General features: G+C 67.5%; 16 protein-coding genes, 1 tRNA gene and 1 pseudogene. 3 read left to right on the plus strand and 15 right to left on the minus strand.

The annotated features are described in order from the left end of the window. Positions 1 to 190: 190 nt before the first annotated feature. Both NR798_RS21805 and NR798_RS21810 read left to right on the plus strand, forming a co-directional pair. Positions 191 to 264, plus strand: a tRNA-Arg gene (locus NR798_RS21805). A gap of 144 nt (positions 265 to 408) precedes the next feature. Next, positions 409 to 1092 carry a hypothetical protein gene (locus NR798_RS21810; RefSeq protein WP_375773418.1) on the plus strand — a complete coding sequence of 228 codons (684 nt, stop codon included), beginning with the start codon at positions 409 to 411 and terminating at the stop codon, positions 1090 to 1092. 12 nt (positions 1093 to 1104) lie between these two features. Here the strand turns inward: NR798_RS21810 and NR798_RS21815 are convergent, their stop codons facing one another. The 14 genes from NR798_RS21815 to tssJ form a co-directional block, all read right to left on the minus strand. Then, on the minus strand, positions 1105 to 2103 hold the full coding sequence (locus NR798_RS21815; protein ID WP_375773419.1) for a hypothetical protein: 999 nt from the start codon (positions 2101 to 2103) through the stop codon (positions 1105 to 1107). A 10-nt stretch (positions 2104 to 2113) separates the two neighbouring features. Continuing rightward, positions 2114 to 4711: a type VI secretion system ATPase TssH gene (tssH, locus tag NR798_RS21820; protein ID WP_375773799.1), complete on the minus strand. Its 2598-nt coding sequence runs from the start codon at positions 4709 to 4711 to the stop codon at positions 2114 to 2116. 117 nt (positions 4712 to 4828) lie between these two features. After that, a complete protein-coding gene (gene tssG / locus NR798_RS21825; RefSeq protein WP_375773420.1) occupies positions 4829 to 5872 on the minus strand; it encodes a type VI secretion system baseplate subunit TssG in 1044 nt (347 codons plus the stop codon). Further along, complete coding sequence (tssF, locus tag NR798_RS21830; protein ID WP_375773421.1) at positions 5836 to 7584, minus strand: type VI secretion system baseplate subunit TssF; 1749 nt, start codon at positions 7582 to 7584, stop codon at positions 5836 to 5838. The genes tssG and tssF overlap by 37 nt, the downstream gene beginning before the upstream one ends. A 10-nt stretch (positions 7585 to 7594) precedes the next feature. Beyond that, positions 7595 to 7993, minus strand: coding sequence for a type VI secretion system baseplate subunit TssE (tssE, locus tag NR798_RS21835; protein ID WP_375773422.1), 399 nt, complete (start codon positions 7991 to 7993; stop codon positions 7595 to 7597). 62 nt (positions 7994 to 8055) lie between these two features. Beyond that, positions 8056 to 8547, minus strand: coding sequence for a type VI secretion system tube protein TssD (gene tssD / locus NR798_RS21840; protein ID WP_375773423.1), 492 nt, complete (start codon positions 8545 to 8547; stop codon positions 8056 to 8058). Between the two features lie 108 nt (positions 8548 to 8655). After that, positions 8656 to 10143: a type VI secretion system contractile sheath large subunit gene (tssC, locus tag NR798_RS21845; protein WP_375773424.1), complete on the minus strand. Its 1488-nt coding sequence runs from the start codon at positions 10141 to 10143 to the stop codon at positions 8656 to 8658. Between the two features lie 23 nt (positions 10144 to 10166). Next, positions 10167 to 10676 carry a type VI secretion system contractile sheath small subunit gene (tssB, locus tag NR798_RS21850; protein WP_375773425.1) on the minus strand — a complete coding sequence of 170 codons (510 nt, stop codon included), beginning with the start codon at positions 10674 to 10676 and terminating at the stop codon, positions 10167 to 10169. A gap of 79 nt (positions 10677 to 10755) precedes the next feature. After that, the gene (gene tssA, locus NR798_RS21855; RefSeq protein WP_375773426.1) at positions 10756 to 12429 is read right to left on the minus strand and encodes a type VI secretion system protein TssA; all 1674 of its coding nucleotides are present in this window, start codon (positions 12427 to 12429) and stop codon (positions 10756 to 10758) included. Next, positions 12426 to 13370 carry a type VI secretion system-associated protein TagF gene (tagF, locus tag NR798_RS21860; RefSeq protein WP_375773427.1) on the minus strand — a complete coding sequence of 315 codons (945 nt, stop codon included), beginning with the start codon at positions 13368 to 13370 and terminating at the stop codon, positions 12426 to 12428. The genes tssA and tagF overlap by 4 nt, the downstream gene beginning before the upstream one ends. Further along, on the minus strand, positions 13370 to 17002 hold the full coding sequence (gene tssM / locus NR798_RS21865) for a type VI secretion system membrane subunit TssM (RefSeq protein WP_375773428.1): 3633 nt from the start codon (positions 17000 to 17002) through the stop codon (positions 13370 to 13372). Before tssM ends, tagF begins: the two co-directional genes overlap by 1 nt. Next, entirely contained in the window at positions 16999 to 17691 is a 693-nt protein-coding gene (locus tag NR798_RS21870; RefSeq protein WP_375773429.1) for a DotU family type IV/VI secretion system protein, read from the minus strand. The genes tssM and NR798_RS21870 overlap by 4 nt, the downstream gene beginning before the upstream one ends. A 15-nt stretch (positions 17692 to 17706) precedes the next feature. Further along, the gene (gene tssK, locus NR798_RS21875) at positions 17707 to 19074 is read right to left on the minus strand and encodes a type VI secretion system baseplate subunit TssK (protein WP_375773430.1); all 1368 of its coding nucleotides are present in this window, start codon (positions 19072 to 19074) and stop codon (positions 17707 to 17709) included. After that, the gene (gene tssJ, locus NR798_RS21880) at positions 19071 to 19688 is read right to left on the minus strand and encodes a type VI secretion system lipoprotein TssJ (protein ID WP_375773800.1); all 618 of its coding nucleotides are present in this window, start codon (positions 19686 to 19688) and stop codon (positions 19071 to 19073) included. The genes tssK and tssJ overlap by 4 nt, the downstream gene beginning before the upstream one ends. A gap of 353 nt (positions 19689 to 20041) precedes the next feature. Here tssJ and NR798_RS21885 point away from each other — a divergent pair, with 353 nt between their 5' ends. Continuing rightward, entirely contained in the window at positions 20042 to 21850 is a 1809-nt protein-coding gene (locus tag NR798_RS21885) for an OmpA family protein (protein ID WP_375773431.1), read from the plus strand. Between the two features lie 70 nt (positions 21851 to 21920). Here the strand turns inward: NR798_RS21885 and NR798_RS21890 are convergent. Further along, positions 21921 to 23070 (minus strand): annotated as a pseudogene (locus tag NR798_RS21890) (IS4 family transposase). Between the last annotated feature and the right edge of the window lie 152 nt (positions 23071 to 23222).

Here is a 23222-nt window from a genome sequence, read left to right on the forward strand (position 1 = left end):
TTGCTGGCAGGCGATCCTGTCAAGATTCCGGTACTCACCCCGGTGGGTTCCGGACAGCCGCCCGGGCCGTTCGTCAGTTTTGGAGGGCTCGGGCCGTCCTCCCCATTGATGCCGTCCGGCGGCTTGCTATAAGGGCCTGCAACCTGGGCTTGGAAGAACGGCCCCGGAAATCACGGTTGATGGCAGTACCGGTCCCGTAGCTCAGTTGGATAGAGCGGCGGTTTCCTAAACCGCAGGCCGCTGGTTCGATTCCAGCCGGGGCCACTCGCCCCGCTTCCGTTTCGCTCGGAGGCGGGGCTTTTTTACGTCCGGTGGCGTTCGGGGGAAGCTCGCTGGATGCGGAGGTGCTTCCTCGCTCACCTACCGGGCTTGGGCTGCGGCAGTTGGCCTCCTCAGGAGATGAACGGCATGGATGGTGTTCAGCGGCTGGTTGCACGGCGTGTAGAGAAGATGCTGGATGCGCTTGCCGCCCAGGTGGCGCGCGGGCGCACGGGAGAGGAGGTGCCGGCCTTCAATCTCACCCTGCACCTGGCCCAGGGCATTCGCCTCTCGGGGGTGCTGATCGACTATCTCCCGCGTGAGGCGATCCTCCTGGCCTCCGCCAAGGAGGGGTTGCTGTCCCGGAACGAGGCCGTGACGTACGTGGAGTTCTCCTCCATCGTGGCGGTGACGGTCGAGTCTCCGGCGGTGCTCCACCAAGTGCCCTTCCTCGTCCGGCCCGCGCTCAACAGGGAGGATCTGCAGCGGCATGCGGAGCGGCTGGCCAAGGGGCTCACCGAGCAGTTCTGGCCCTCGGAGTCTCAGCTCGGCGGCCAGGTCATGAGCTTCGAGGTGGACTGGGTGGAGCTGGATACGGAGCCCGGGAGACGCGCGCTGGAAGAGGCGATGAACGCCGTGGCGCACGCGTTGCGCTCCATCGGGCGGGAGCAGAACGGGCGGGACAACATCCGGCGCATCGCCCGGGTGAAGTTCTCCAAGGGGCGCCAGATGGCGGCCACCCTCGAGGGGGACACGGGGCGGGTGTCGATCGAACCGTCCGCCTCCGTGCCGCCCGCGCAGGTCTTCCGCAAGGGGTTCTTCGCGGGGCTCTGAGCCCGCGTGGCCTCAGGGGAGGGGCTTGGTGGCCGTTGCCTTCGGCTCCTCCTTCGGAAGTGGAGGCGTGACGGCGGGTTTGTCGGGCAGGGCCTTCGCGCCCGCGAGCAGTTGCTGCTCCACCATGCGCACCCAGAGGGAGGGCGCGCTGCCCACCAGCACGTTGTCCTCCACCGTCAGCTTTCGCTCGTTCTGGGCGCGGCGGTAGAGGCGCTCGGGAATCGACGGCTGCTTCGGGTCCGAGTCGCTCACCGCCACCTGCTCCTGGAGGGTGATGGCCTCGGCCCCGAAGGTGAGGGTGGACGTCAGCTCGAACTTGCGGCGCAGGCCGCTGGGCAGCTCGAAGATCTGCTCGCGGCTGAGCGGGAACCAGGCGGCGCCCAGGCACGTCCGCTCGGAGTCGGACACCGCTTCCGCGAAGAAGCGTCCGCTGCGGAGCGGCAGGATGCGCGCGGCCCTGCGGCACACCCGGGGCTCCTCCTGGGTGCAGGCGTCCCCTTCGGCCACCAGCACGTCCGTGGAACCCACGTGCTCCATCCGCAGCCGGACGTTCTCCGTCAGGCCGCGCATGGAACCCAGTCCCCGGACGGTGAACCCCTTCGGCGTGGTCTCCACCAGGGCCACGGGACCCAGGCCCTCCCCGTTGCTGAAGCGCCGGGTGATGACCCAAACCAGCCGCTCATTGGCCTGGGTGGTCTCCAGCACCAGGTCCTCCTCGGTCAACCGCTCCTTGGGGGGAAGGGGCGTGGGCTGGGGGCCCGGCTCGCGGCACTCGTCCGCCGCGGGCTCCTCCCACGCCACGGGGGCGCCCGAGCAGTCCACGGGGGGACGAGGCACGATCCCCCGCTTCTCGTCGAAGCCGTGCAGCAGCAGGGCGAACCACGTGTCGGGCGTGGGAAACGAGCGTTTCTGGGGCGAGACCTCGGCCTCGCACAGCTGGGCCTTCGGAACGGTGGCGCAGCCCGCCAGGGCGGACACGGTGAGGGCTGTGACCAGGAATCTTCGGTTCATTGTTTCCTCGCTAGGCCTCGGCGAAGCGGATGTCCCAGTCCCCCTCGGGGGACAGGGCGATGTTCAGTCTGCGCGGGAGCGGGCCGGCGGCCAGGCGCTGGAGCAGCTCGCGGGAGAGGACGGGCATCAGCGAGCCCTGCAGGATGTGCTCCGCGTTGCGCGCTCCCGTCTCGGCCTCGGTGCAGCGGCGCGCCAGGTTGTCGAGCAGCTCGGGGGCGAGTGTCGTCTCCACCCCATGGGCCGCGCGCAGACGCCCCACCACCTTGTCGAGCTTCATCGCGACGATCTCCCGCATGATGGTGGTTCCCACGGGCGCGTAGGGGACGATCGTCATGCGCGCCAGCAGGGCGGGCTTGAAGTGCTTGCTGAGGGTGGGGCGCACCCGGGCGATCATCTCCTCGGCGGTAGGCGTCGCGCCAGCTTCGTGCATACGCATGAGGATGTCCGAGCCCAGGTTGCTGGTGAGGATGATGATGGTATTGCGGAAGTCGACGGCGCGGCCCTCGCTGTCGTTGAGCACGCCCTTGTCGAACACCTGGTAGAAGAGGTTCATCACCTCCAGGTCGGCCTTCTCGCACTCGTCCAGCAGTACGACGGAGTAGGGCCGCTGCCGCACGGCTTCCGTCAGCAGGCCGCCCTCGCCGTAGCCCACGTAGCCGGGCGGAGAGCCGATGAGGCGCGAGACGGTGTGCTTCTCCTGGAACTCGCTCATGTTGAGCGTGGTCATGAAGCGCTCGCCACCGTAGAGGCTGTCGGCCAGTGCCAGGGCCGTCTCCGTCTTGCCCACGCCGCTGGGGCCCACGAAGAGCATCACGCCGATGGGAGCATCCGGGTTGCGGATACCCGCCTGGGAGATGCGGATGATCTCCGCCACCTTGCGCAGGGCGGGATCCTGTCCGCGCACGCGCTCGGTCAGCTTCGTCTCGAGGCTCAGCACCGCCGAGAGCAGATCGTTGCGCATCTTGCCCACGGGGATGCCCGTCCAACTCGCCACCACGCGTGCCACGATGTCCGCGTCCACCTCCGCGTGGACCAGCGGCTCCTCGCCGCGCACCCGCGCCAGGGCCGCCGAGGCCTCTTCCACCGCGGCCTTCAGGGCCCCCTTGTCCGCCTCGGGAGGCGCGGAGAGCAGGGCCTTGCGCGCGGCCATCAGCCCAGCCACCGCGGCGCGCTCCGTCTCCCAGCGGGACTGCATCGCGACGAGCTGGTCACGCACCGCGGCCAGCTGCTCGTCCAGCTTCGTCACCTTCTCGGCGTCGCCCGGGTGGCCCTCGTCGAGGTCCCTCCGCCGGGCGTCGCGCTCGCGCTCCAGGGCGGAGATCTCCTGCTCGAGCGCCACCAGCTCATCGGGCTTCGTGGACAGCTCGATCTTCACGCGTGCGGCCGCCGTGTCGAGCAGGTCCACTGCCTTGTCCGGGAGCTGGCGGCCGGAGATGTACCGGCTGGACAGCCGCACCGCCGCGGAGACGGCCTCGTCGCGGATGGTGATGCCGTGTGCCGCCTCGTAGGTGGGCCGCAGGCCCCGGAGCATCAGCTCCGCGTCCTCGACGCCCGGCTCGTCCACCTTGACGGGCTGGAAGCGCCGTTCGAGCGCGGCGTCCTTCTCGAAGTACTTCTTGTACTCGCCCCAGGTGGTGGCGGCGATGGTGCGCAGCTCGCCCCGTGCGAGCGCGGGCTTGAGCAGGTTGGCACCGTCGCTCCCGCCCGCCCCGGCTCCGGAGCCGATGAGCGTGTGGGCCTCGTCGATGAAGAGGATGATGGGCGTGGGAGAGGCCTTCACCTCGGAGATGACGGACTTGAGGCGGTTCTCGAACTCGCCTCGCACGCCCGCGCCGGCCTGCAGCAGGCCGAGGTCGAGCCCCAGGAGCTCCACGTTCTTCAGCGCGTCGGGCACCTCGCCCTTCACGATGGCCCAGGCGAGGCCCTCCACCAGCGCCGTCTTTCCCACGCCCGGCTCACCCACCAGAATGGGGTTGTTCTTCCGGCGCCGCGAGAGGATGTCCACCATCTGGCGGATCTCCTGGTGGCGGCCGAAGATGGGATCGATCTTCCCTTCGCGTACCCGGCCGGTGAAGGACGTGGCGAAGCGGCGGATCGCCTCGCCGCCGGCCGCGCCACCGGTGGGCGCCTCATGGGAAGCACCCGGGGCGGGCTCGGGTGCCACCTCCAGCGTCTCGGGCGAGGGCCGCAGCACGGCCTCCAGGGAGGCCATGAGCTCGTCGCGGGAGATGCTCTCCAGCTCTGGGAAGAGCTCGGCGGTGTAGCGGCTGCGGCGGGCCACGAACTGGGCGAAGAGCGCCCCGGAGCGCAGGCGCGTGGCCCCCTGTTCGACGGAGGCCATCAACCAGGCGTCCTCGAACCATTGGAAGAGCGACTCGGAGAAGACGGGCCGGCCGGCGTTGCCGGAGCGCAGTCCCTGGAGGGCTCGCTCCACGCTGGTGGCCAGGCGGCGGCGGTCCACCTGGAAGTGCTGCAGCAGGCGGGCGACGTCCGAGTCCTCGGGCTCGAGCATTTGCGCGAGCATGTGCTCGACCACGATTTCATAGAAGCGCCCGCTGCTGGCGCGCGCGACCGCGGCCTCCAGCGTGCGGGTGGCCGTGGGCGTCAGACGGCGGACGAGGGCTTTCGGTTCGACTCGGATGGCGGCACCCTCCAAAGGGGGACGGCACAAGGGCTGTCAGGGAGCGCCAACGCCGTCGGTTGCCGGCGCCCCCGCGATCTTGCTTCAGGTGACTGGGATGGAGAGGCGCACCTGCCTGCCCTTCCCCAACCATGTGTCCCGCCCCAGCTGCGCCGACTGCGTGCTGGAAAGGTTGAACGTCTGGGTGACGCCTTCCGTCAGCCCCAGCTCGAATTCGTACTCCAGAGGATCCTTCAGGAAGAGCCGCACCACCTCTCGTGCCTGGGGCAGCAGGTCCCCGCCGGGCAGCATCCGCCGGTACTCGGTGGTGGGCAGGGGCTCGATGTGGATCTTGATCTTCCCCATCCGGTCGTAGGCCTTGCCGCCCAGCACGGTGTTCTTCCCGAGGATGTGATTGTTGCGGCCCAGCTGGAGCCGGGCATCGATGTCCACCCAGCGGCCCACGAACTGCTCCACCCGCACCCGCGCCCCCCCGAGCTCCTCGCCCAGCACATCCTCCAGGGCCGCCTCCAGCTTCTCGGCGGTGCGTGCGCGGGAGGCCAGCAGCGGGACGATGCGCAACAGCCTTCGGGTGGGGAGCTTGCTCGTGCGCTCGCCCTCGTAGGTGTCGAAGCCGGCGAGCGCCAGCAGCCGCCGTGACCACTGGTCGGTGTTGTCGAAGTTGGACTCGCTGCTGACGCGGTACTTCGACTCGATGCGATAGAGCAGGGAGAGCAGCCGGTGGTGGAAGAGATCCAGGAACTCCCGGCGGACGGCATGGTCCGGGTCCTCCTGGGCGACCTCCTCGGCGATGTACATCGGCAGCGGGCTGATCGAGCCGGTGAGCCCGAGGAAGTGGGTGACGACCTCGAACAGGGGGCGTCGCGAGTAGGGCTCCTCCGCGCGCACGGGCACCTGGCGCAGCGTCACCGAGCTGACGTCCCCCGAGGAGAAGCCGAGCGAGGGATCATGCCGGAAGCGGATCATCTCCTCGTTCACCGGGCCAACGCTTCCGACGCGAGCCGTCCCGGAGGCCGTCAGGCGCTCCAGGTAGGCCACGAGCTGGAAGAAGCCCAGGCGGGGGGCCTCCTCGGCCAGCTTGCGGGCCGATTCTACAAAAGCTTCAGGGAGCCGTTCCTCGGGAGCCATGAGAACTCGGTCTGCGAGGGCTGGAGCCGGATGGCCAGCTCGTTGAAGGAGTTGAGGGTGACGTGGGAGGCGAGCAGCTCGTCGAGGATGCATCCGAAGAGGAAGGCATCCCCCACGCCCATGAAGTTCGTCTCGTCCAGGTCCACCAGTGTCTTGTTGCCGCGCACGGGCGAGCCCTCGAGGAAGCGCGTGAGGGGCTTCGTCTCCACGTTGCGGATGGCGTTGATGCGCAGGCGGCTGGCGCGGGCGGCGAGGTTGTCCGCGAGCGCCTGGAAGTTGTACAGGTCCAGCAGGCGCCGCAGCGCCGCGCCATCCGCGATGGAGTGCTGGTTGATGGCTAGGTGCGAGAGCAGCCGCCAGTGGAGCTCCGTGCCCAGTGGTGCGCGGGCCGGCCGGCTCACCGGGGAGATGTTCTTGAACTTCGCGTTGGTGGGCGAGGCGGACGTGGGCAGGCAGATGTCCCCCACCTGAAGCCGCGCCGGCAGCGTGCGGTTGGTGCAGGTGAGGTCGATGGAAAGCACCTCCTCGGTCCCGAGAGAGGGCACCACGTCCCGTGGCGTCTCCAGGGTGAGATAGGTGTCGATGCCATCATCGACGGGGGAGTGGATTCGCCGCAGGCGGTAGAAGGCCGGCTCGGCGCCTTCGCCCACGGTGTGCTCGAACTCGTGGAAGGCCCGGTAGGTGCGGCGCTCGCTGCGCCCGGCCGTCAGTCCTGTCACCGAGTCCACGGAGTACACCTCCGCATGCTGGGGAGGCAGCTCCGAGGTCCGGACCAGGTGCTCCCGGTCCAGCGCATGGTGGAAGAGGGGATCCGCGGGGGCCCGGAAGAGATTGATGACCGGGGCGCAGTGCAGGCGGAACATCTCCCGGGTGATGCGCGCATCCAGCGGTGGCGGGCGCTCCAGGTGGAAGGCGAGCTCGAAGCGATCCTCCATCACCGACGCGGCCGCCTCCAGGCCCTGCACATCGAAGAAGAGGAACTTCTCCGGAAGGGTGAAGTACTCCTGGAGCAGCCGGTAGCCCTCGAACGCCCGCGGCCAGGGCAGCAGGGGGAAGTTGCGCTCGAAGCCCACGGGGCGGATGCACTGCGGCTGGAGCACCACCCCGTCCCCACCGGAGGCTCCGCGCACCCGCACCTGGCGGCAGTAGCGCAGCAGCCACAGCAGGATGAGCGTGCTCGCGGAGAGCTCCCCATGGATGAAGAGGCGCAGGCCCTGGGGACGCTGAAGCTCCTCGCGTCCCTGCTCCGTCGTCTGGAAGAAGATCCTCAGCACCGGCGAGGACACGGACGAGCGGTCCAGCAAGGCGTCCTGCACGGTGAGCGGCAGCAGATCCACGTCGCTGGTGGTGCGGAAGACACAGCTGGTGCCGTCGAGCGGCTGGGAGGCCACCTCGGCGCCCGCGGCGATGCGGGACCGGCCGCGCAAGGCCCGGATCTGGGGCGTGAACTCCACGATGGAGCATGCTGGCACCGGGCGCAGGTAGTGGGGCAGCAGCAGCTCCGACAGTCCCTGCACCATCTCGGGGACGTCGTCCTCCACCCGCTCCCGGATGCGCGCGGTGAGGAAGGCGAACCCCTCCAGCAACCGCTCCACGTCCGGATCCGCGCCGCGCTCCACGAGCAGGCCCGCGACGCTCGGGTTGGCCAGGCCAAAGGCCCGTCCCATCTCCCGGAGATAGCTGAGCTCGCTCAGGTAGTACTTGCTGAACATCCTCGCCCTTTCACCAGAGGTCCACGCGGCCGCCGGGGTGCAACTCGGTGTGGAAACGGACGGTGCCGTGCGCTTCCTTGAGGTTGAGCTGCGCGACGACGTCGAACCGCAGCGCGGTGGGCTCCTTCTCGTCCGGCACGTGCAGGACGACGACGTTCTTCAGCCGCGGCTCGAACTCCTGGATGGCGGTGCGGATGGACTGCTGCATCCTCGGGATGGCCGCCGGAAAGAGATGGATGATGTCGTTGAAGTCCATGATCCCGAAGTTCGGAGCGGCGGCGGCCTCCCCCTTCCGGGTGTTGAGCAACGCCCTCAGGTGCTGGGCGATGGCGCTCACCGCGTTGCCCCGGGGGGCGAGCGAGCCCAGGTTGCTGGCGGCCAGGCGTGTCAGGAGTCCTCGTTCGGCCATGGCGGGTGGGCTCTGCTCCGGAGCGCCCAGGACTCACCCGGGCGCTCCGGAAGCATGGGGTACTAGCGCTGGGTGTCCCAGGTGTCGGTGTGCGTCACGCCACCGTTGGTGATGGTCCAGTCGATCGTGTGGAACACGAAGGTGACCTCCTCCATCGGGGGCAGGTTGGTGCTGGTCGGCACGAAGCTGTCCGGCACGTGCTGCTTGATGCTGTTGATGCGGCCCTTCTTGATGACGATGGTGTAGAACTGCTCGGTCGTGCCATCACCGGTCGGGTTGGGGCGGAAGAACTTGAAGGTGCCCTCGATGACCTGGTTCTCGCACAGGGCCTTCATCATCAGCGGCGACGACTTGTCGATGCGCTTGGTGATGGTGATGGGCGGGTACTGACGGCGGCCCGTCGCCAGCCCGGAGCCGGACTCGCGCGCGGTGATGACCTCGTGCGTGAAGGCGATGCACTCGATGGAGTCCCCGCGACCCAGGCTGGTCTGCGTGCTCTCGCCCTTGATGTCAGTGCCATTCGCCTTCAGGTACAGGTGTACTGATTCAGCCATAAGCCACCTCATTGCGCCGTCTCCGGCGCGGAAGGCCGGGCTCCTTCAGGGAGCCCGGTTGCTATGGAGCCCGCGAGCTGAAAACCACGCATCACGGGTGCGACGGGCTCACTCCTTGTCCAGCTTGCCCACCAGGGACAACGTGAAGGACGCACCCATGTACTTGAAGTGCGGGCGCACCTGGAGGTTGCAGCGGTACCAACCCGGCTGGCCCTCCACGTCCTCCACCGTCACGCGCGCGGCGCGCAGCGGGCGGCGCGAGCGCACGGCGGGGGCCGGGTCATCCATGTCGGCGATGTACTGGCTCATCCACTGGTTCAGCTCGCGCTCCAGGTCGGAGCGCTCCTTCCAGCTGCCGATCTGCTCGCGCTGGAGCACCTTCACGTAGTGCGCCAGGCGCGTCATGATGAACATGTACGGCAGCTGCGTGCCGAGCCGGTAGTTGGTCTCCGCCGCCTTGCCCTCCGGCGTGCTGCCGAAGAACTTGGGCTTCTGCGCCGAGTTGGCCGAGAAGAAGGCCGCGTTGTCCGCGTCCTTGCGGAACACCAGGCCGATGAAGCCCTCCTCGCTCAGCTCGTACTCGCGCCGCTCGGTGAGCATCACCTCGGTGGGCACCTTGGTCTGGATCTCCCCCATGGCCTCGTACTGGTGCAGCGGCATCATCTCCACCGCGCCGCCGGACTGCGGGCCGATGATGTTCGGGCTCCAGCGGTACTTGGCGAACGAGTCCGCCACGCGGGTGGCGAACGCCGTGGAGGCATGGCCCCACAGGTAGCGGTCGTGGTGGCCGACGACATCCTCGTTGAAGTTGAAGGCCTTCACGGGAATCGTCTTCTCGCCGTAGGGCAGGCGCAGCAGGAAGCGCGGCATGCACAGGCCCACGTAGCGCGCGTCCTCGCTCTCGCGGAACGAGTGCCACCGGGCGTACTGCGGGCCCTCGAACAGGGACTTGAGATCCTTGAGGTTGGGCAGGTTGAGGAAGTTCTGCTCGCCGAACATCTCCGGGCTGGCATTGGCGATGAAGGGCGCGTGCGCCATGGCCGCCACGGACGCGCACTTGCGCAGCAGATCGATGTCCTGCGGCCCCGGGCCGAAGTCGTAGTTGCCCAGCATCAGGCCGTAAGGCTTGCCGCCGAACACGCCATACTCGTTGGAGTAGGCGAGCCGGTACAGGCCGGACTTCACCACCTCGGGCGAGTCCTCGAAGTCCTTGAGCAGATCCTCCTTGGAGACATTGAGCATCTCCACGCGGATGTTCTCGCGGAAGTCCACCCGGTCCACGAGGAACTTCAGCGAGCGCCACGAGGACTCCAGCTTCTGGACCTCCTGGTGGTGCATGATCTCATTGACCTGGGCCGTCAGGCGCCGGTCGACCTCCGCGATCATCGCGTCGACCAGGGCCTTGTCCACGCGCTCCTCGGAGCGGTGGGGCGCCAGCATCTCGGAGATGAAGGCCTCCACGCCCCGGCGCGCGATGTCATAGCCCTCGTCCTTGGGCTTGATCTTCGCCTCGGAGAGGATCTCATCGAGCAGGGAGGGAGACTGAACGACCGCCGCGGGAACCGCGGACTTCTGGGAAGTGATTTCAGTGCTCATGGTTCACGCTCTCGCGGCTGGGGCTACTTGGTCTGGTTCTCGGTCCCGTCGATCTTCAGGCCCAGCTCGTCGATGAGGCGCTTGCGGCCCTCGTCGTCGGCGAGCATCGCCTGGAGCTTCTTGCGGAAGGCCGGGACGTTGCCCAGAGGCCCCTTGAGCGCGGTGAGCGCGCTGCGCAGCTCCAGCAGCTTCCGCAGCTCGGGCACCTGATTGACGATACTCTCGGGCGCGAAGTCCGCGAGGGTCTTGAACTGCAGCTCCATCGCCAGGGCGGCGCCCTCTTCATTGGACAGCTTGTCCGTGACGGAGACGTTCACCTTGAGGTCCTGCTGCGCCATGACCTCGTTGAAGTTCGTCTTGTCCACATTGATGGGGGCGCGCTCCTCGAGCGGCCGGTCATCCTGCCGGCCGGTGAAGTCACCCATCATCAGCATCTTCAGGGGCAGCTCGACCTGCTCCTGCATGTTCCCCGTAGCGGGCTTGTAGATGATGTTGACGCGCTCGGTAGGGGCGACGGAACTCTCTTTGCTCATCTGGGGCTATCTCCTTGCGTGACGGGTGATGCGTGGGCTCGTCGCCAGAGGGTGCTTGTCCAAGAATGCTGCCGGAGGGTCAGGGTTGAACGCGCAAGGCGGCAGCGGGGTCGAGCTGGGCGAGGCGACGATAACGGATCCAAAAATCTCCTACCAGACCGTTTGATGAATCTTTCTCCAGGGTGAGGCAGGTGAGGAATCCCTCGAGGCAGGCGGCTGCGAGTGCCGGTTCCCAATAATCGAGAGCGTGTGATGTGCATTCGGCATCGAGCACCTCGTAGAGGGCGCGGGCGATGGAGGCCTGTCCTGACTGGGCGCACAGCCGCGCGAGCCGCAGCCGCGCGACGAAGCGTGCGCGAGCCGTCGTGGCGGCGGCGACGTGGCCCTGGAGCAACTCGACTGTCTGGGTTTCTCCCTCCGAGGACGCGCCCTCGGGAGGCGCCTCGACGTCGCGCGGAAGCGGTGGCAGGGAAGGGCGCCGTGGCGCGGCGGCGGGGGTCGCGAGCACTTCGCGTTGCAGCCACTCCTTCGTGGTCGCATCCGCCAGGGGTGTGCCATCCGCGGCCACGAGCTCCACCACCGCTGGCAGGCGTTTGAGAAGGCTGCTCAATTCCAGCAGCAATGCCTCTCGTGCGGATGCATGAGGGGGGCCGAGGGCTGTCAGGGCGTTGGCACTGAAACGTTGCAGGTCCAGTGCAAAGCGATACTGAGCCGTGGCGGACTCGGTCTCGTCGAGCAACTCCACCCAGCGGGAATGGGCCGCCAGGGTTTCCAGCTTCGTGCGAAGCGGAGGGGGGAGCGGCGGAAGGGAGGTCCTGCCATGGGCACCGGTGGGCGGCGGTTGGGAGATATGCAGCCACAGCCCGGTGCGGAGGATGCGGTAGGCGAGCGGGTCGGCGGGGTTGGCGCGGCGCAGCACTCCGGCCGCGCTCGCCAGCGACGAGCCGAGGTTTCGCAGGAAATCCGTAGCGGCATCCGCGCTGGAGAGCTCACCGGTGGGGGCGGTGGGGAGCTGGGAGGCGAGGACGGTCGAAGCGCGAGGCTGTGGAGCCTCCACGGGAGCGGGAGCGGGGGCGGGGCTCGAGGCGACCGGAGCCTCCGCGGGGGCGGCCGGCGTGGGAGTGGGAACGGAGGGCGTGAGGGCCGGTGGGGTGGGGGACGTGGCCGCCACCGCGGGAGTGGCCTCGTTGGGAAGGCTCGTGCGCAGCCGCTCGATGCTCGTGAGGAGGGGTCCGAGCGCCGGACCCTGGTTGGCGAGGCGTGCACGCGACACTTCCGCGAGCTTCGACACCGCGGCGGCCAGGGCCTCCACGACTGCCGGTGAGGTGACGTGGGCCTGGACGGTGGGGAGCACCCGGCTCATGTGCTCCACGTACCAGGACAGCGCGAGCCCGCGACTGCGCAGGCGCGAGGCCTCCGGAAAGAGGCCCTGCCAGTAGTTCTCGGTCAGCTCCGCGAGCAGGGTGGCCCCGGTGATGGCACCGGGAAGGCCCTCGGTCGCGTACAGCCCATAGGCGAAGTAGGAGGCGAGCCACAGGTCCTTGGAAGTGCTCTGCAGCAGCTCCCCGGCGCCCTTGACGACTTCCTCCCAGCGCACGGCATCGCCCGTGGGGGACTCGAGTTTGGCCACCTCGGTGAAGACGGCCTCGTAGGTGGGGTGGTGCTTCGACGGAGTCCCGCAGGGGGCCTCGGCGGAGATGGGCTCCAGCCACGTGCGGGCGCGCTCGCGAAGCGTGTCGATGGAGGGAGTCATGACGAGCGCTCCTTCATCGAGAGGGCTCTCAGGAGCTGCTCGAGCGTGCTGTGGGAGGAGTCGATGATCTGTCGCTGGCTGGGGGATAGCGCCTGCTTCGCATGGGCCATGGCGGCGGGCCGCTCGGTGCGCAGGGGCCAGAGGTGGTTGCCCGTGCGCGTGGGCTGGGCCAGGTGGAGCAGGAGGGTGGGGGGCGCCGCGCCCAGACAGAGCACGAGCCGGGGTTGCGCTCCCTCGGACCAGAAGAAGGTGGGAGGAAGGGAGGACCAGCGCAGCAGCCGCGTGGCGAGCTCCAGCCAGGCGACGGGGCCCATGTGCGAGGGGAAGGGACAGTCCAGCATCACGCTCGCCAGGCCCTGCTCGCGGTGGCGCTCGCCCGCGCACGCGGTGAGGAAGGTGTGCAGCGCGTAGTAGCGGCCCTCGGGAGGCTGCTCCGCGCTGACGTGCTGGAGCAACTCCGCGCAGCGCTTCTCGGAGAGCAGGGCCTCGCGGAGCCGCTCGGCCACGCGGATGTCTCCAGCGCGCACGGAGGGCAGCCTGGCCGCGCGCTCCTGCAGGCGAGGCACGTCGAGGGAGGGCGCCTCGCTCAGCAATTCCGCACTGGCCCGGAGGAACGGCTGGAAGCTCTCCGGCAGCAGGGCATAACGGTCCACCACGGTCGACGCGGGCACTTCCTGGAAGACCGTCAGGGGGAAGGTACGCCCCAGGCTGTCCGTGCTCGGCGCGAGGACGCCCACTAGCACCGAGCTCTCGCCCGGGGCGGTGAAGACGAAGCTCGCGGAGGAGGTGGGCAGCGCGCTCCGGGCCCCATGCAGCCGGCTGGTGCCCTCCTCCAGCCAGCGGAGGAGGTACCGCGCCAGGGCGCTGGACGCGTTGTGCCGGACGAACTCCGCGTGGCGCGGAGTCTTGCCCAGCAGCCCGATATGGGGCGACTGCGTCATCAAGGCGCTCCGTTCGCGCTCACGGCCGCCTCGATACAGCCCTTGCCGCCCCGGGCGATTCCGCGTGGGGGCGACAGGCCCGGATCCCGGAAGATCTGCAGCAGCCGGGAGGTGTTGTTGCCCGACAGGCCGAAGAACGGGTTGGCGGTACGCTCGGGGCGGAAGTCGATGGCGATGAGCGCTCCGTTCATGTCCTCGATCTCCCAGATGGCGGTGAAGAAGCGCCCATCCCCGCTGGGCTCGACGCGCTTCACCCGCTCGAGCAGCCGGAACAGGCCCCACTCGCCGGGCTCATCGATGTCCGCGGTGGCTCCCGAGGCGTTCTCCACATGGATGTGCGCGCCCAGCTTGCCGGCCTGGCCGGGCCAGAGCATGGGCTTCCAGACGTTGTCCGGACCGTTGCGGTAGACCTCATCGGTGCCATCGATCGTCAGCGTGATGGAGGCGATCTCCGATGGCGCCGCGTTCGGTGACGTGCCCGCGCTGATGCGCACCTGGAAGCGGACGAGTGGATCCACGGTGTCACCTGGGAAGAGGGTGGTCGCCAGGGCGTTGGTCTTCTCCAGGAAGGTGAGCAACTCCTCGCGGTACATGTCGCGCGTGTTGAAGTTGGCGAAGTTCCACTTGCGGCCGGAGGAGAGGACCTCATCCGCCAGGTTCTGCTGGATGAACTTGCGCAGGGTTCCGCCCGAGGGCCGTAGGAACTCCGAGACCTCGGCCAGGGGGGCATCCTGCATCGACGAGCGGACGAACGGGTAGCGGTTGGCCATGAGCTGGGCGAACGGATTGGCGATGGCCTCGCAGAAGTCGTTGCTCTTGGATTGCGCTACGCCGGCGAAGACGATGGTGCGCATGTCCTGGAAGGGCGGCAGCAGCAGCTTCTCGAGGATGGGGACACCGCTCTCGTACTTCTTGACGAGCATGGCCACGCTCTCGCGCGTGGTCTTGATCTTCTCAAGCAGTGCTCCGGACTCCGAGGGCTTCTCCTTCACACCCAGCAGGGCGTTGAGCACCAGCGCGAGCTGGTCCTGGTAGAAGTCCATCGCCGTCAGCTGCTCCTCGCCGTCACCCGAGGGGGACTTCTCGTTGCTGAACCGGATGAGGGTGGCGAACTCCTTCTCCACGTCCCGGGGCCCGAGCGTGTACTCGCCCGTGGCCGCGGTCGGATCGACCAGCTTCTTCTCGTCCTTCTTGTCGTCCGGCAGGACCTGCTCGAGCATCTTCCGCGCCGTGCTCTTCTCCTCCTGCTTCGGGGTGCGCACCAGTTGCACGTTGTAGGCGAGCGCGCGGAATAGCTTGCCGAAGGCGGGCGGCTTGCCGCGCGTGAGGGTCTCGAGCAGGGTCTGCATCTGGTCCACGTCATCCGGAGGCCGCACGGTGATGGCGTTGAGGAAGTCCCGCCACTCCTGGATGTACTGCTGGTAGTAGCGCGTGCGCAGATCGGCGCGGGCTTTCTCCTCGTCCTCCTTGGCGTCCGCGTCCAGCACCCAGGACTCCTTGTTCTTGAAGGCGTTCTCCAGGCGATCGCGCACTGTCTGCTCCCAGGCGATCTTCGTGAAGGCCCCGCGCACGTGCTTGGTGCCGCGCATGGCGGGGACGCCACCGACGATGTCGTCCAGCGTCTGGTCCGGGTACTCGCGGCCTACGTCGGCGATGATGCGGTCCAACTCCAACGTGGTGATGTGGACGCGGGTGAGCGCCCGGCGCGAGGCACGCACGATGTTGTTGTTGCGGGCGAAGGCGAGCTGCTCCGGATCCGCCGCCAGCATCTGGATGTACGTGCGGGCGTGACGGCTGATGGCCTGCTGCAGGTTGACCTCGCCTCCCGCGCCTCTCACGTTCGTCCAGTGCCGCACCATCTGGTCCACCAACCAGTCCTGGTGGGCCTCGTCGAGCGATGGCTCGCGCGGCGTGTGTGGCCAGGTGATGAGCAGGTACATCTTCAGCGCATCGAAGTGGTGCGCGTAGTCCGCGGAGCCGGGCTTCCACTCCGGCGAGTCCTGGTTGTCCGAGAAGAGCTTCAGGTTCTGCTCGATGCGCTCGTACTGATTGCCGAGCAGCACCCGGCGCAGGGCGGTGTTGTAGAAGGACTGCGCCAGCGGGAAGAGCTTCTCACCCTGGTACATCCCGAACCGCAGCCAGAAGGGGGGGCCCTCCGTCTTGTGCTTCGTCAGGGCCTGGAGCTGCATCTGCAGCGGGGACAGGTCCTTGATGCGCGCCAGATCGTCGCGGTCATCGAGCTGCACGGCGGTGATGGCATCGCGCATGTCGCGCGCGAGCGCCCGGTTGTGGAAATAGGAGAAGATGGGCAGCACCAGCATCAGGGCCGCGGCCGTGAAATAGGTCGCCGTGAGCACCAGCTGCCGCCTGCGGTAGCGCTGCTCCTCGATGGAACTGCGGACGGCCATCTCCTGATCCTGGAACATCACCTTGGTGAAGATGTCCCACAGGAAGTAGCTGCGGCCCTCGGCGCTCGTCTCCGGCTGGGGGCGCGAGTCGCCGAAGAACTCACCCGACGAATTCGCCAGCCGCTCCATCGGCTTCACGTCCTGGGTGCCGCTCGTGAAGTACAACCCGCGCATCACCGGCGTGTCCTGGTACACGTTGTCCAGGAAGAGCGGCTGGATGAACTCGGCCAGGTTCTTGCGCAGCGAGTCGAACTTCTGGGGGAACTGGTAGATGTTCTCGCGCGCCTCCAGCCGGCGCTCCTGGCCCAGCCGCTTCAGCGTGCGCTGCTCCAGTACCGTCACCAGCTCGTCGAAGCGCTCCAGCAGCAGGTCCGTGGAGGCCTCCGCCTGCGCGTTCATGGGCGAGGTGAAGCCCCAGATCTGCCCACGCTCGGAGCGCGTCAGGTCCGCGTACATCTCCGTGAAGCCGGGGAGGAGATCACACTTGGTGATCATCAGGTACACGGGCACCAGCGTGCGCAGGCGCGAGGTGATCTCGTCCAGGCGCTCGCGGATGCTCTGGCCCAGCTCGCCGGCGGCCTGGGGATCCACGCCCATCAGCTCGCTGACGCTCACCGCCACGATGAGGCCGTTGATGGGCCGCTTCGGGCGATACTTCGTCAGCGTGTCGAGGAAGGCGAACCACTCGGGCTTGTCGTCCTCGTTGCTCACGTAGCGGCCGGCGGTGTCGAGGATGACGGCCTCGTTGGTGAGCCACCAGTCGCAGTTTCGCGTGCCGCCCACGCCCCGCACGCCACCGCCCTTGGCGGACAGGTAGGGGAACTTCAGCCCCGAGTTGCGCAGCGCGGTGCTCTTGCCCGCGCCCGGCGGTCCAACGATGAGGTACCAGGGCAGTACCGCGAGCGCGTCCTTGCGGCCCCGCGACAGCTTGGAGGTCTTGAGCGCCTCCACCGCCTTGGAGAACTCGGCCTGCATGGCCTTGATCTCCGGCTGCAGGTCCGGCCGGACCGTCTTGATCTGCTCCTCGGCCTGCTGCTCCAGCGCGCCCTCGAGCTTCTTGGCCGCCTTACGCGCCTTCACCTTGCCGACGATCCACCTGCCGAGCGCGAACAGCAGCAGCATGCCCGTGGCGACGAGCCCGGTGAGGATCGGGGGCAGTCCCAGCATGGAGATCGCACCCCACGCCATGCCTGCCAGCATCGTGATGACGATGGCCCAGATCATCGCGTGCCTCCCGTGTTGGTGGCCATGTGGAGTTTGATCTCGTTCAGGAAGGTGTCGACGCTGCCGTCCAGGCCGAGCACCAGCCCGCCATAGACGAGCAGGGCGAGCATCATCGCCCCCAGCGAGATGACCATCGGCGAGAGCCTGCGCTTGCCGGTGAGCATGGACTCGGTGGGCCGCTCACCGTGCGGCGACAGGACGTCGTAATCAAAGGGTTTGGCGCGCTCCAGGTCCTTCTGGACCGAGTCGATGAGCGTCATCAGCTCCAGCTCGCCGCCGCGGATGCGGTAGCGGCCCTGGAAGCCAAACAGCATGCACAGGTAGTAGACCTGCAGCACCTCGGCGCGGTGTGGATCCTTCCGGATGCCCTGCAGGCGGTGGAAGAAGCCGTCACCGGCGACGTTCTCGTTGAAGTACTGGAGCTGCAGCAGGTTGGTCATCCAGAACGAGCGGTAAGGCTCGGGCCGGGTGAGCGCGACCTCGTCGAGCAGGGCGACCAGGGCGTAGGCCATGTCCTGGGCGTCCTGGTGGCTGAAGCCCAGCACGGCGGCACGCCGCAGCATCTCGTCCACGACTCCTCGCAGACGGTGGTGCAGCACCTCTGGAGGGGGAACCGAGGCGGCATCCGAGTTGCGGATCCGGATCGCCGCGTCGAAGCAGTCCTTGGTGGCTTCGGTGACTCGTTGCATGGCGTGGGGTCTTCGTCAGCGGCTGGCGGTGGGGACGGCGAGCAACTCCACCGTCGTCTGTGCGGCGTCGAAGGGATGCGGCAGGTAGAGGGCGAGCGTGCGATCCCGCATCGCGCTCCTCCAGTAGCCGTCCGAGGTGAAGAGGGAGAAGTAGAGCGTCCCCGGCTGGATGGGCACCTCGGGCGGGGGGCGGTAGTTGACCTGGATGGGGACGCCGGGCGAGGCGGCTTGCACCAGGCCCTGGATGTCCACCCAGCTGGCCAGCTTGGCGAGCTTGGGGAGTTGCTCGGCCACCACCTTCTCCGGCAGCTCGCTGCGCACGGAGAGGAAGAACTGGCCACAGCGATCCAGCCGCTCGTCCTCCAGCTTGCCGCGGTAGAGCCGGTCCTCGCCGGACTGCATCTGCACCGAGAGGCACTGCTCGAGGGCCACGGAGCGCAGCAGCGACTGGAGGCGGCGGAACAGCTCCTCGAAGGTGGCGCGCAGCTGGATGAACTGGAAGGGAGGCAGCGTGGTGGGGTCCGCGTCCGCCACGAACGTGCTCAGCTGCCCGGCGCACTGGCTGAGCGCCAGGTAGAGGGCGTGCGGCCGCATGTTGCCCGCGTCGATGGCGTGCTGCAGCAGCGGGATGACACCGTTGAGGCTGCTGAGCTCCAGGAAGAGCGTCACGTCCGAGGCGGTGAACTCGAGCGCGGACGCGTCCCGGTGCTTGCGCCGCGAGGCGAGCTGGCGCTGCTTGGCCACGATGAGCCGCAGCAGGTTGCGCAGCTCGCTCATGATGTAGGGCGAGGCGTCGATGCGCAGGGTGGGCGGGATGTAGTTCTCGACGAGCGTCAGGCTGCCGGAGCGGTCGCGCGACAGCTCGGCGATCTTGATGGCGTCATAGTCCTCGCGCGGCTCGGTGCCGAAGAGCAGCCGCACGTTGCGCTGTGCGAAGGCCACCGGGACGATGGAGGTGGACGAGGTCAGATCGTTCACCGGCCGGTTGGTCGGGCTGAAGCGGGGGTTGCCGCTGGTGCGCTCGCCACCGCCGTAGCTCTCCACGCCGCTGCGCTCGCGGGGAACGCCGAGGTAGACATCCAGCACCTGCTGGGCCGGCGGAAACATGCCCTCCGTGGGGCGGGACGGCGGGGCCTCGGGATCCCCATTCTGGAAGGAGATGGGCATCCCATCGGGGAGGACGCCGTTGAACTGGCGCAGCTGCACCCGGCCGGCGCGCAGTGCCTCCATGTCGAACTCCAGGGAGAACACGCCCCACGGGTACGGCTCCACCGCGCCCAGCCGGAGATCCAGCAGGTTCTCGTGATACAGATCGAGCTGCTGCATGTGGTGGGGACTCATGAACATCCCCTCCGACCAGACGACGCGTTGCGCGTTCTTCATGCTCTCACCTTGGGATGGGATGGCACCTCAGCTGGCGACGGGACAGCGGGAGCCGGCTGCGTCAGCGAGAACTGGGTGCGAAGGATGTCGATCTGATAGCCCTGGAGCCGGTAGCGCAGTTGCACGTCTCCGGGTCGGGGCTCGCCCTGGTCGCCCGCGGGCCGCTCGAAGCAGAAGATCTCTGGCACGGGATCGAGCGCGGTGACGGTGCGCCACGAGTAGCCGAGCGGCTGGCGGAAGTGGCCCATGGTCAGGATGAAGCGGGCCTTGGGATCTCGCTGGATCCATCGCTGGAGCTTCTGGCCGGGAGCGACGGTGAACTCGGCCACCTGGAGCAGGTCCTCTCCGAGGAACTCCTTGGGGCGGCCCCACAGGTCGCGAAAGCCCGCGCGCTCCAACTTCACGCTGTCCTTGAGCTGGATGACCTGGACCACCGTGGGCAGTGAGCGCCCGCGCGGATCAGGATTCACCTGCTCGGAGACGTCCAGGACGACCTGCATGGGAGGCGGGGTCTCGCACGGCTTTGGGCCCACGCGCTTCGCGCACGAGGTGCCGGCGGTGGCGACGAGCAGGAGCGTGAGCAGAATCCCCTTGCCGCGACTACCGGAGCGGATGCATGCCCCATGACATGCGTGTGGCTGCGCCTTTACGAGTCTTCTTCGCACGTGCGGTAGAGCCCCCCACAACAGGTCGGATTGACGGCTTGGAACCTGCCAGAGTGTATGCTTGGTCGCAAGTCCGTGACCTGCGTCTGCTCTGAACGTAAGGGTTTCCCGAGCGGTGGGGACAGACCTGTAGCGCTACATGCGCAGGTGTTGGCGTGTTTGAGGCATTGGTCCCGCGAGATGGACGCGGCCGAGGCGCATTTCCAGCCGGATCACTGCTAGAGTGCGGCCGATTGTTGACCGGCAGATCTACGCTGTGGCGCGCTCGCTCCACGCCACGACACACCCGAAGCGGGGGAACCATGGGACGAAGGATTCTCGCGCCTGGCGCACTGGTGCTGTTCCTGTTGTTGCCGGGAATAGCGGCTTTTGCGCAGACGACTGCATTCAAGCCCTTCGAGTTGGAGCGTCTGGACCTGAATCCCGGCGCCGAGGGGTCGCTGGTCGTGGGAATGGGGGAGTTGCTCGAGCCCGGGCATTTCCGCCTCTCCGCAGTGGGTCATTACGCGCACCGGCCGCTGATGTTGTTCCGGCAGGGTAGGCCAGAGGAGGCCGTGAGTGGCCGGGGCACGATGCATGTGTCCGCAGCCTATGCCGTGATGAACTGGTTGCAGGTAGGGGTACAGCTCCCAGTGGTGATGTTGCAGAGCCTTGGGCCAGGAGCTCCAGACCCGGATGCTCCGAAGTCCTTGTTGCTGGGAACACCTACTGTGGGCGTTCGTCTGGCGCTGCTCACCCAGGACGCGCAGGGCGGGTTCGATGTGGCGGTAGGGGGGGATGTTGGGCTGAACGTGGGCAACGCGGCTGCGTATGCACGGGATGATGGGCTGCGCTACCTGCCGAGGGTGATGGTGGGGCGGCGCTTCGGTGCTTTCCGGACTGCGTTGGACGCGGGATTGATGATTCGCCCGGGAGGGCGCGTCACTGATGCGGGCTCCGACATTCAGGATGAGCTGGGCAATGAGCTGCGCATCGGTGCGGCACTGGTGTCAACGGGGCGCCGGATGCGGTGGGAAGTCAACGTCCGTGGCATGGTGGCTCTGTCGAAGCAGCCCAACTCGGTGGAGCTGATGCCGGGGGTGCGCTATCTGGTGAACCCGTCGCTTGAGGTGTTTGCGCTGGCGGGCGTGGGGGTAGGCAAGACGCCGGGGACGCCGCTTTTCCGGGTGCTCGCGGGCGGCTCCTTTGGAAACGTGATGCCTCGCCGTGGGCCGGGTGAATCCTCCGTCAGGTGCGAGCTGGGGCTCACCGTTTCCGCGGAGGAGTGTCCGGACATGGACAGCGACAAAGACGGCGTGCTCAACATCACCGATAGGTGTCCCACAGAGCAGGGGACGCCGGATCGCAAGGGCTGCCCGCCTCGAGACACCGATGGCGACGGCATCGAGGACACGCTTGACGGGTGCCCTGCGGAGCCAGGCCCTGCGGCCAACCGGGGTTGTCCGGTGCCCGATGATGATGGTGACGGGTTCAAGAATGACGACGACAGCTGTCCGTCGGAGCCGGGCCCCGACCGGGGCTGCCCCGTGAAGGACCGGGACAAGGACAACATCCCCAACGATGATGATGCATGTCCGGACGAGCCCGGTCCGCTCGAGCGCAAGGGCTGCCCGGAGGAGGATTCGGACAAGGATAGCGTGCCCAACCGGGCGGATAGCTGCGTCAACCAACCCGGCCCTGAGAGCAATCTGGGCTGTCCGGAGCACGAGACCCCGCTGGTGTCCATCACCGCCAAGCAGCTCGAGCTCCGCGGCAAGGTGTACTTCGAGGCCTCGCAGGCTCGTATCCAGCAGCGCTCCTTCTCGGTGCTGGACTGGGTGGCCAGGGTGATGATCGAGCACCCGGAGCTTCCTCGGGTCGTGGTGGGGGCCCATACAGACGACCGTGGCCTGGGGGATGAGAACCACCGGCTGTCCCAGCGGCGCGCTGAAGAGGTGCGGCGTTACCTCATCGGAAAGGGCGTGGCCGCTGAGCGGTTGGATGCCAGGGGATACGGTTCGGATCGGCCGATCGATAGCAACGCCACTTCCGTTGGCCGTGAGAACAACCGCCGGGTGGACTTCTTCATCATCCGAGACAGCGAGGCTGGCTCGGTGGCACCTCAGCCATAGGCCAGTGACCGGTCTTCCCACCCGTGCCTCCTGGGGAGTGTCCTTCCCGGGTGGCACCTGAGGCATCCCCTCATAAAAGGCCAAAGGCTTCACGGAAAACGAGCTGCTCGCAGACGAGTTGGGCAAAGCGTTCAATGAGAGGCCGCAACTGGGCTTCGGGCATATTGGGCAGAGCCTGGTAGTACATGCAGCCCTGGCGGAAGAGGGAGTAGGTGCGTTTTTTCGAGGTGTTGGCTTTGAGGTCGCGCTCCATGCCAAGGCTCTCGCCAGCTGCTCCCAGCAGCGTCAACAGGGCACACGCAAGGGCACTCAGAAGCAGCAGCCTGTCACGCCTGTCCGTCTCCGCGATTCGGAAGGAGGACAGGCCCATGCCGAAGCGTAAATCCTTCACGTCCCTGAAACTCTCCTCAATGGTGTATCTTCCAGCGTAGAGGGCCACCACCTCGGCTCCGGAAGCCTCCGCCAGGCTGGTCGCCAGACACCAGGGCTCCTTCATGCCCTTCTTCTTCACGCATACCACCGCGGCGACTTCCACCTCATCGTCCGTGACGCGAGCGCCTTTGAGCTTGCGCAGGTGGCCTGAGGTCGGCACCCACTGCGCCGCGCTCCGGCGCTCGCCCTGAGCGCTGGTGACGAGGAGTCGCTGGCGGAAGCGCACCACGTACTCGAAGCGCAACGCCTCGAGCAGCGCGTAGAGTTTCTGGTCCGCGAAGCCCCGGTCGGCCAGAATCGTCACCTTCACCTCGGGCGCAATCAACTCCCGCAGCCGCAGCAGGACGCTGTCTTCCGCGTCATTGCGCATTCCCTTGAGCGTGGACTTGTGGACCGTCAGCCACACCAGGGGCGTGGAGCGCCCGTGTCCTGTGCGCAGCGAGGCCACCAGCGTGGTGTGGTCCCTCGTCGAAGTCCGTCCAGTCCAAGGCCACCACGGACTCGGTGCGCTGTCCCATGACGTAGGGCACCCAGAGAGAAAACAGGTGCCACACGTCCACTCCCGTGTTGGACAGCAACCTGTCCACCTGCTTCACCCCGTGCTTGCCCTTCTTCCCCCTCGCCACTGCCAGCGCCTGCCCGATGGCGTACACCGAGAGGCTCGCGGCGTGGATGACGCCCAGCGTCGCCAAGGAGAGCGACAGCACCCTCTTGGCATGGAGGTCTTCTCCGAAGAGTCCGGCGAGGAATTCATGCACCTGCTGTTCGTTGATGGCTTGAGTACCCACTTCTCCGGTAACATCCATGACCCTACTGCTCAAACCACATGACCAGCTACACGCTTCCTCGCCTGCTTGCTATATGAGGGGATGCCTCAGGGGTGGCACAGGTAGGGCGAGACTGAGCGAGTGGGGCCTGCTGGCTTGGTGGCGCTCGATGC

Origin of the sequence: Archangium gephyra, assembly GCF_042230915.1 — a bacterium.
Lineage (GTDB): Bacteria > Myxococcota > Myxococcia > Myxococcales > Myxococcaceae > Archangium > Archangium gephyra_B.

Excerpts from the sequence above, each read along its gene's own strand:
- NR798_RS21810 (WP_375773418.1), top strand. The coding sequence starts at position 409 with ATGGATGGTGTTCAGCGGCTGGTTGCACGGCGTGTAGAGAAGATGCTG.
- NR798_RS21815 (WP_375773419.1), bottom strand. The coding sequence starts at position 2,103 with ATGAACCGAAGATTCCTGGTCACAGCCCTCACCGTGTCCGCCCTGGCG.
- tssG (WP_375773420.1), bottom strand. The coding sequence starts at position 5,872 with ATGGCTCCCGAGGAACGGCTCCCTGAAGCTTTTGTAGAATCGGCCCGC.
- tssF (WP_375773421.1), bottom strand. The coding sequence starts at position 7,584 with ATGTTCAGCAAGTACTACCTGAGCGAGCTCAGCTATCTCCGGGAGATG.
- tssE (WP_375773422.1), bottom strand. The coding sequence starts at position 7,993 with ATGGCCGAACGAGGACTCCTGACACGCCTGGCCGCCAGCAACCTGGGC.
- tssD (WP_375773423.1), bottom strand. The coding sequence starts at position 8,547 with ATGGCTGAATCAGTACACCTGTACCTGAAGGCGAATGGCACTGACATC.
- tssC (WP_375773424.1), bottom strand. The coding sequence starts at position 10,143 with ATGAGCACTGAAATCACTTCCCAGAAGTCCGCGGTTCCCGCGGCGGTC.
- tssB (WP_375773425.1), bottom strand. The coding sequence starts at position 10,676 with ATGAGCAAAGAGAGTTCCGTCGCCCCTACCGAGCGCGTCAACATCATC.
- tssA (WP_375773426.1), bottom strand. The coding sequence starts at position 12,429 with ATGACTCCCTCCATCGACACGCTTCGCGAGCGCGCCCGCACGTGGCTG.
- tagF (WP_375773427.1), bottom strand. The coding sequence starts at position 13,370 with ATGACGCAGTCGCCCCATATCGGGCTGCTGGGCAAGACTCCGCGCCAC.
- tssM (WP_375773428.1), bottom strand. The coding sequence starts at position 17,002 with ATGATCTGGGCCATCGTCATCACGATGCTGGCAGGCATGGCGTGGGGT.
- NR798_RS21870 (WP_375773429.1), bottom strand. The coding sequence starts at position 17,691 with ATGCAACGAGTCACCGAAGCCACCAAGGACTGCTTCGACGCGGCGATC.
- tssK (WP_375773430.1), bottom strand. The coding sequence starts at position 19,074 with ATGAAGAACGCGCAACGCGTCGTCTGGTCGGAGGGGATGTTCATGAGT.
- NR798_RS21885 (WP_375773431.1), top strand. The coding sequence starts at position 20,042 with ATGGGACGAAGGATTCTCGCGCCTGGCGCACTGGTGCTGTTCCTGTTG.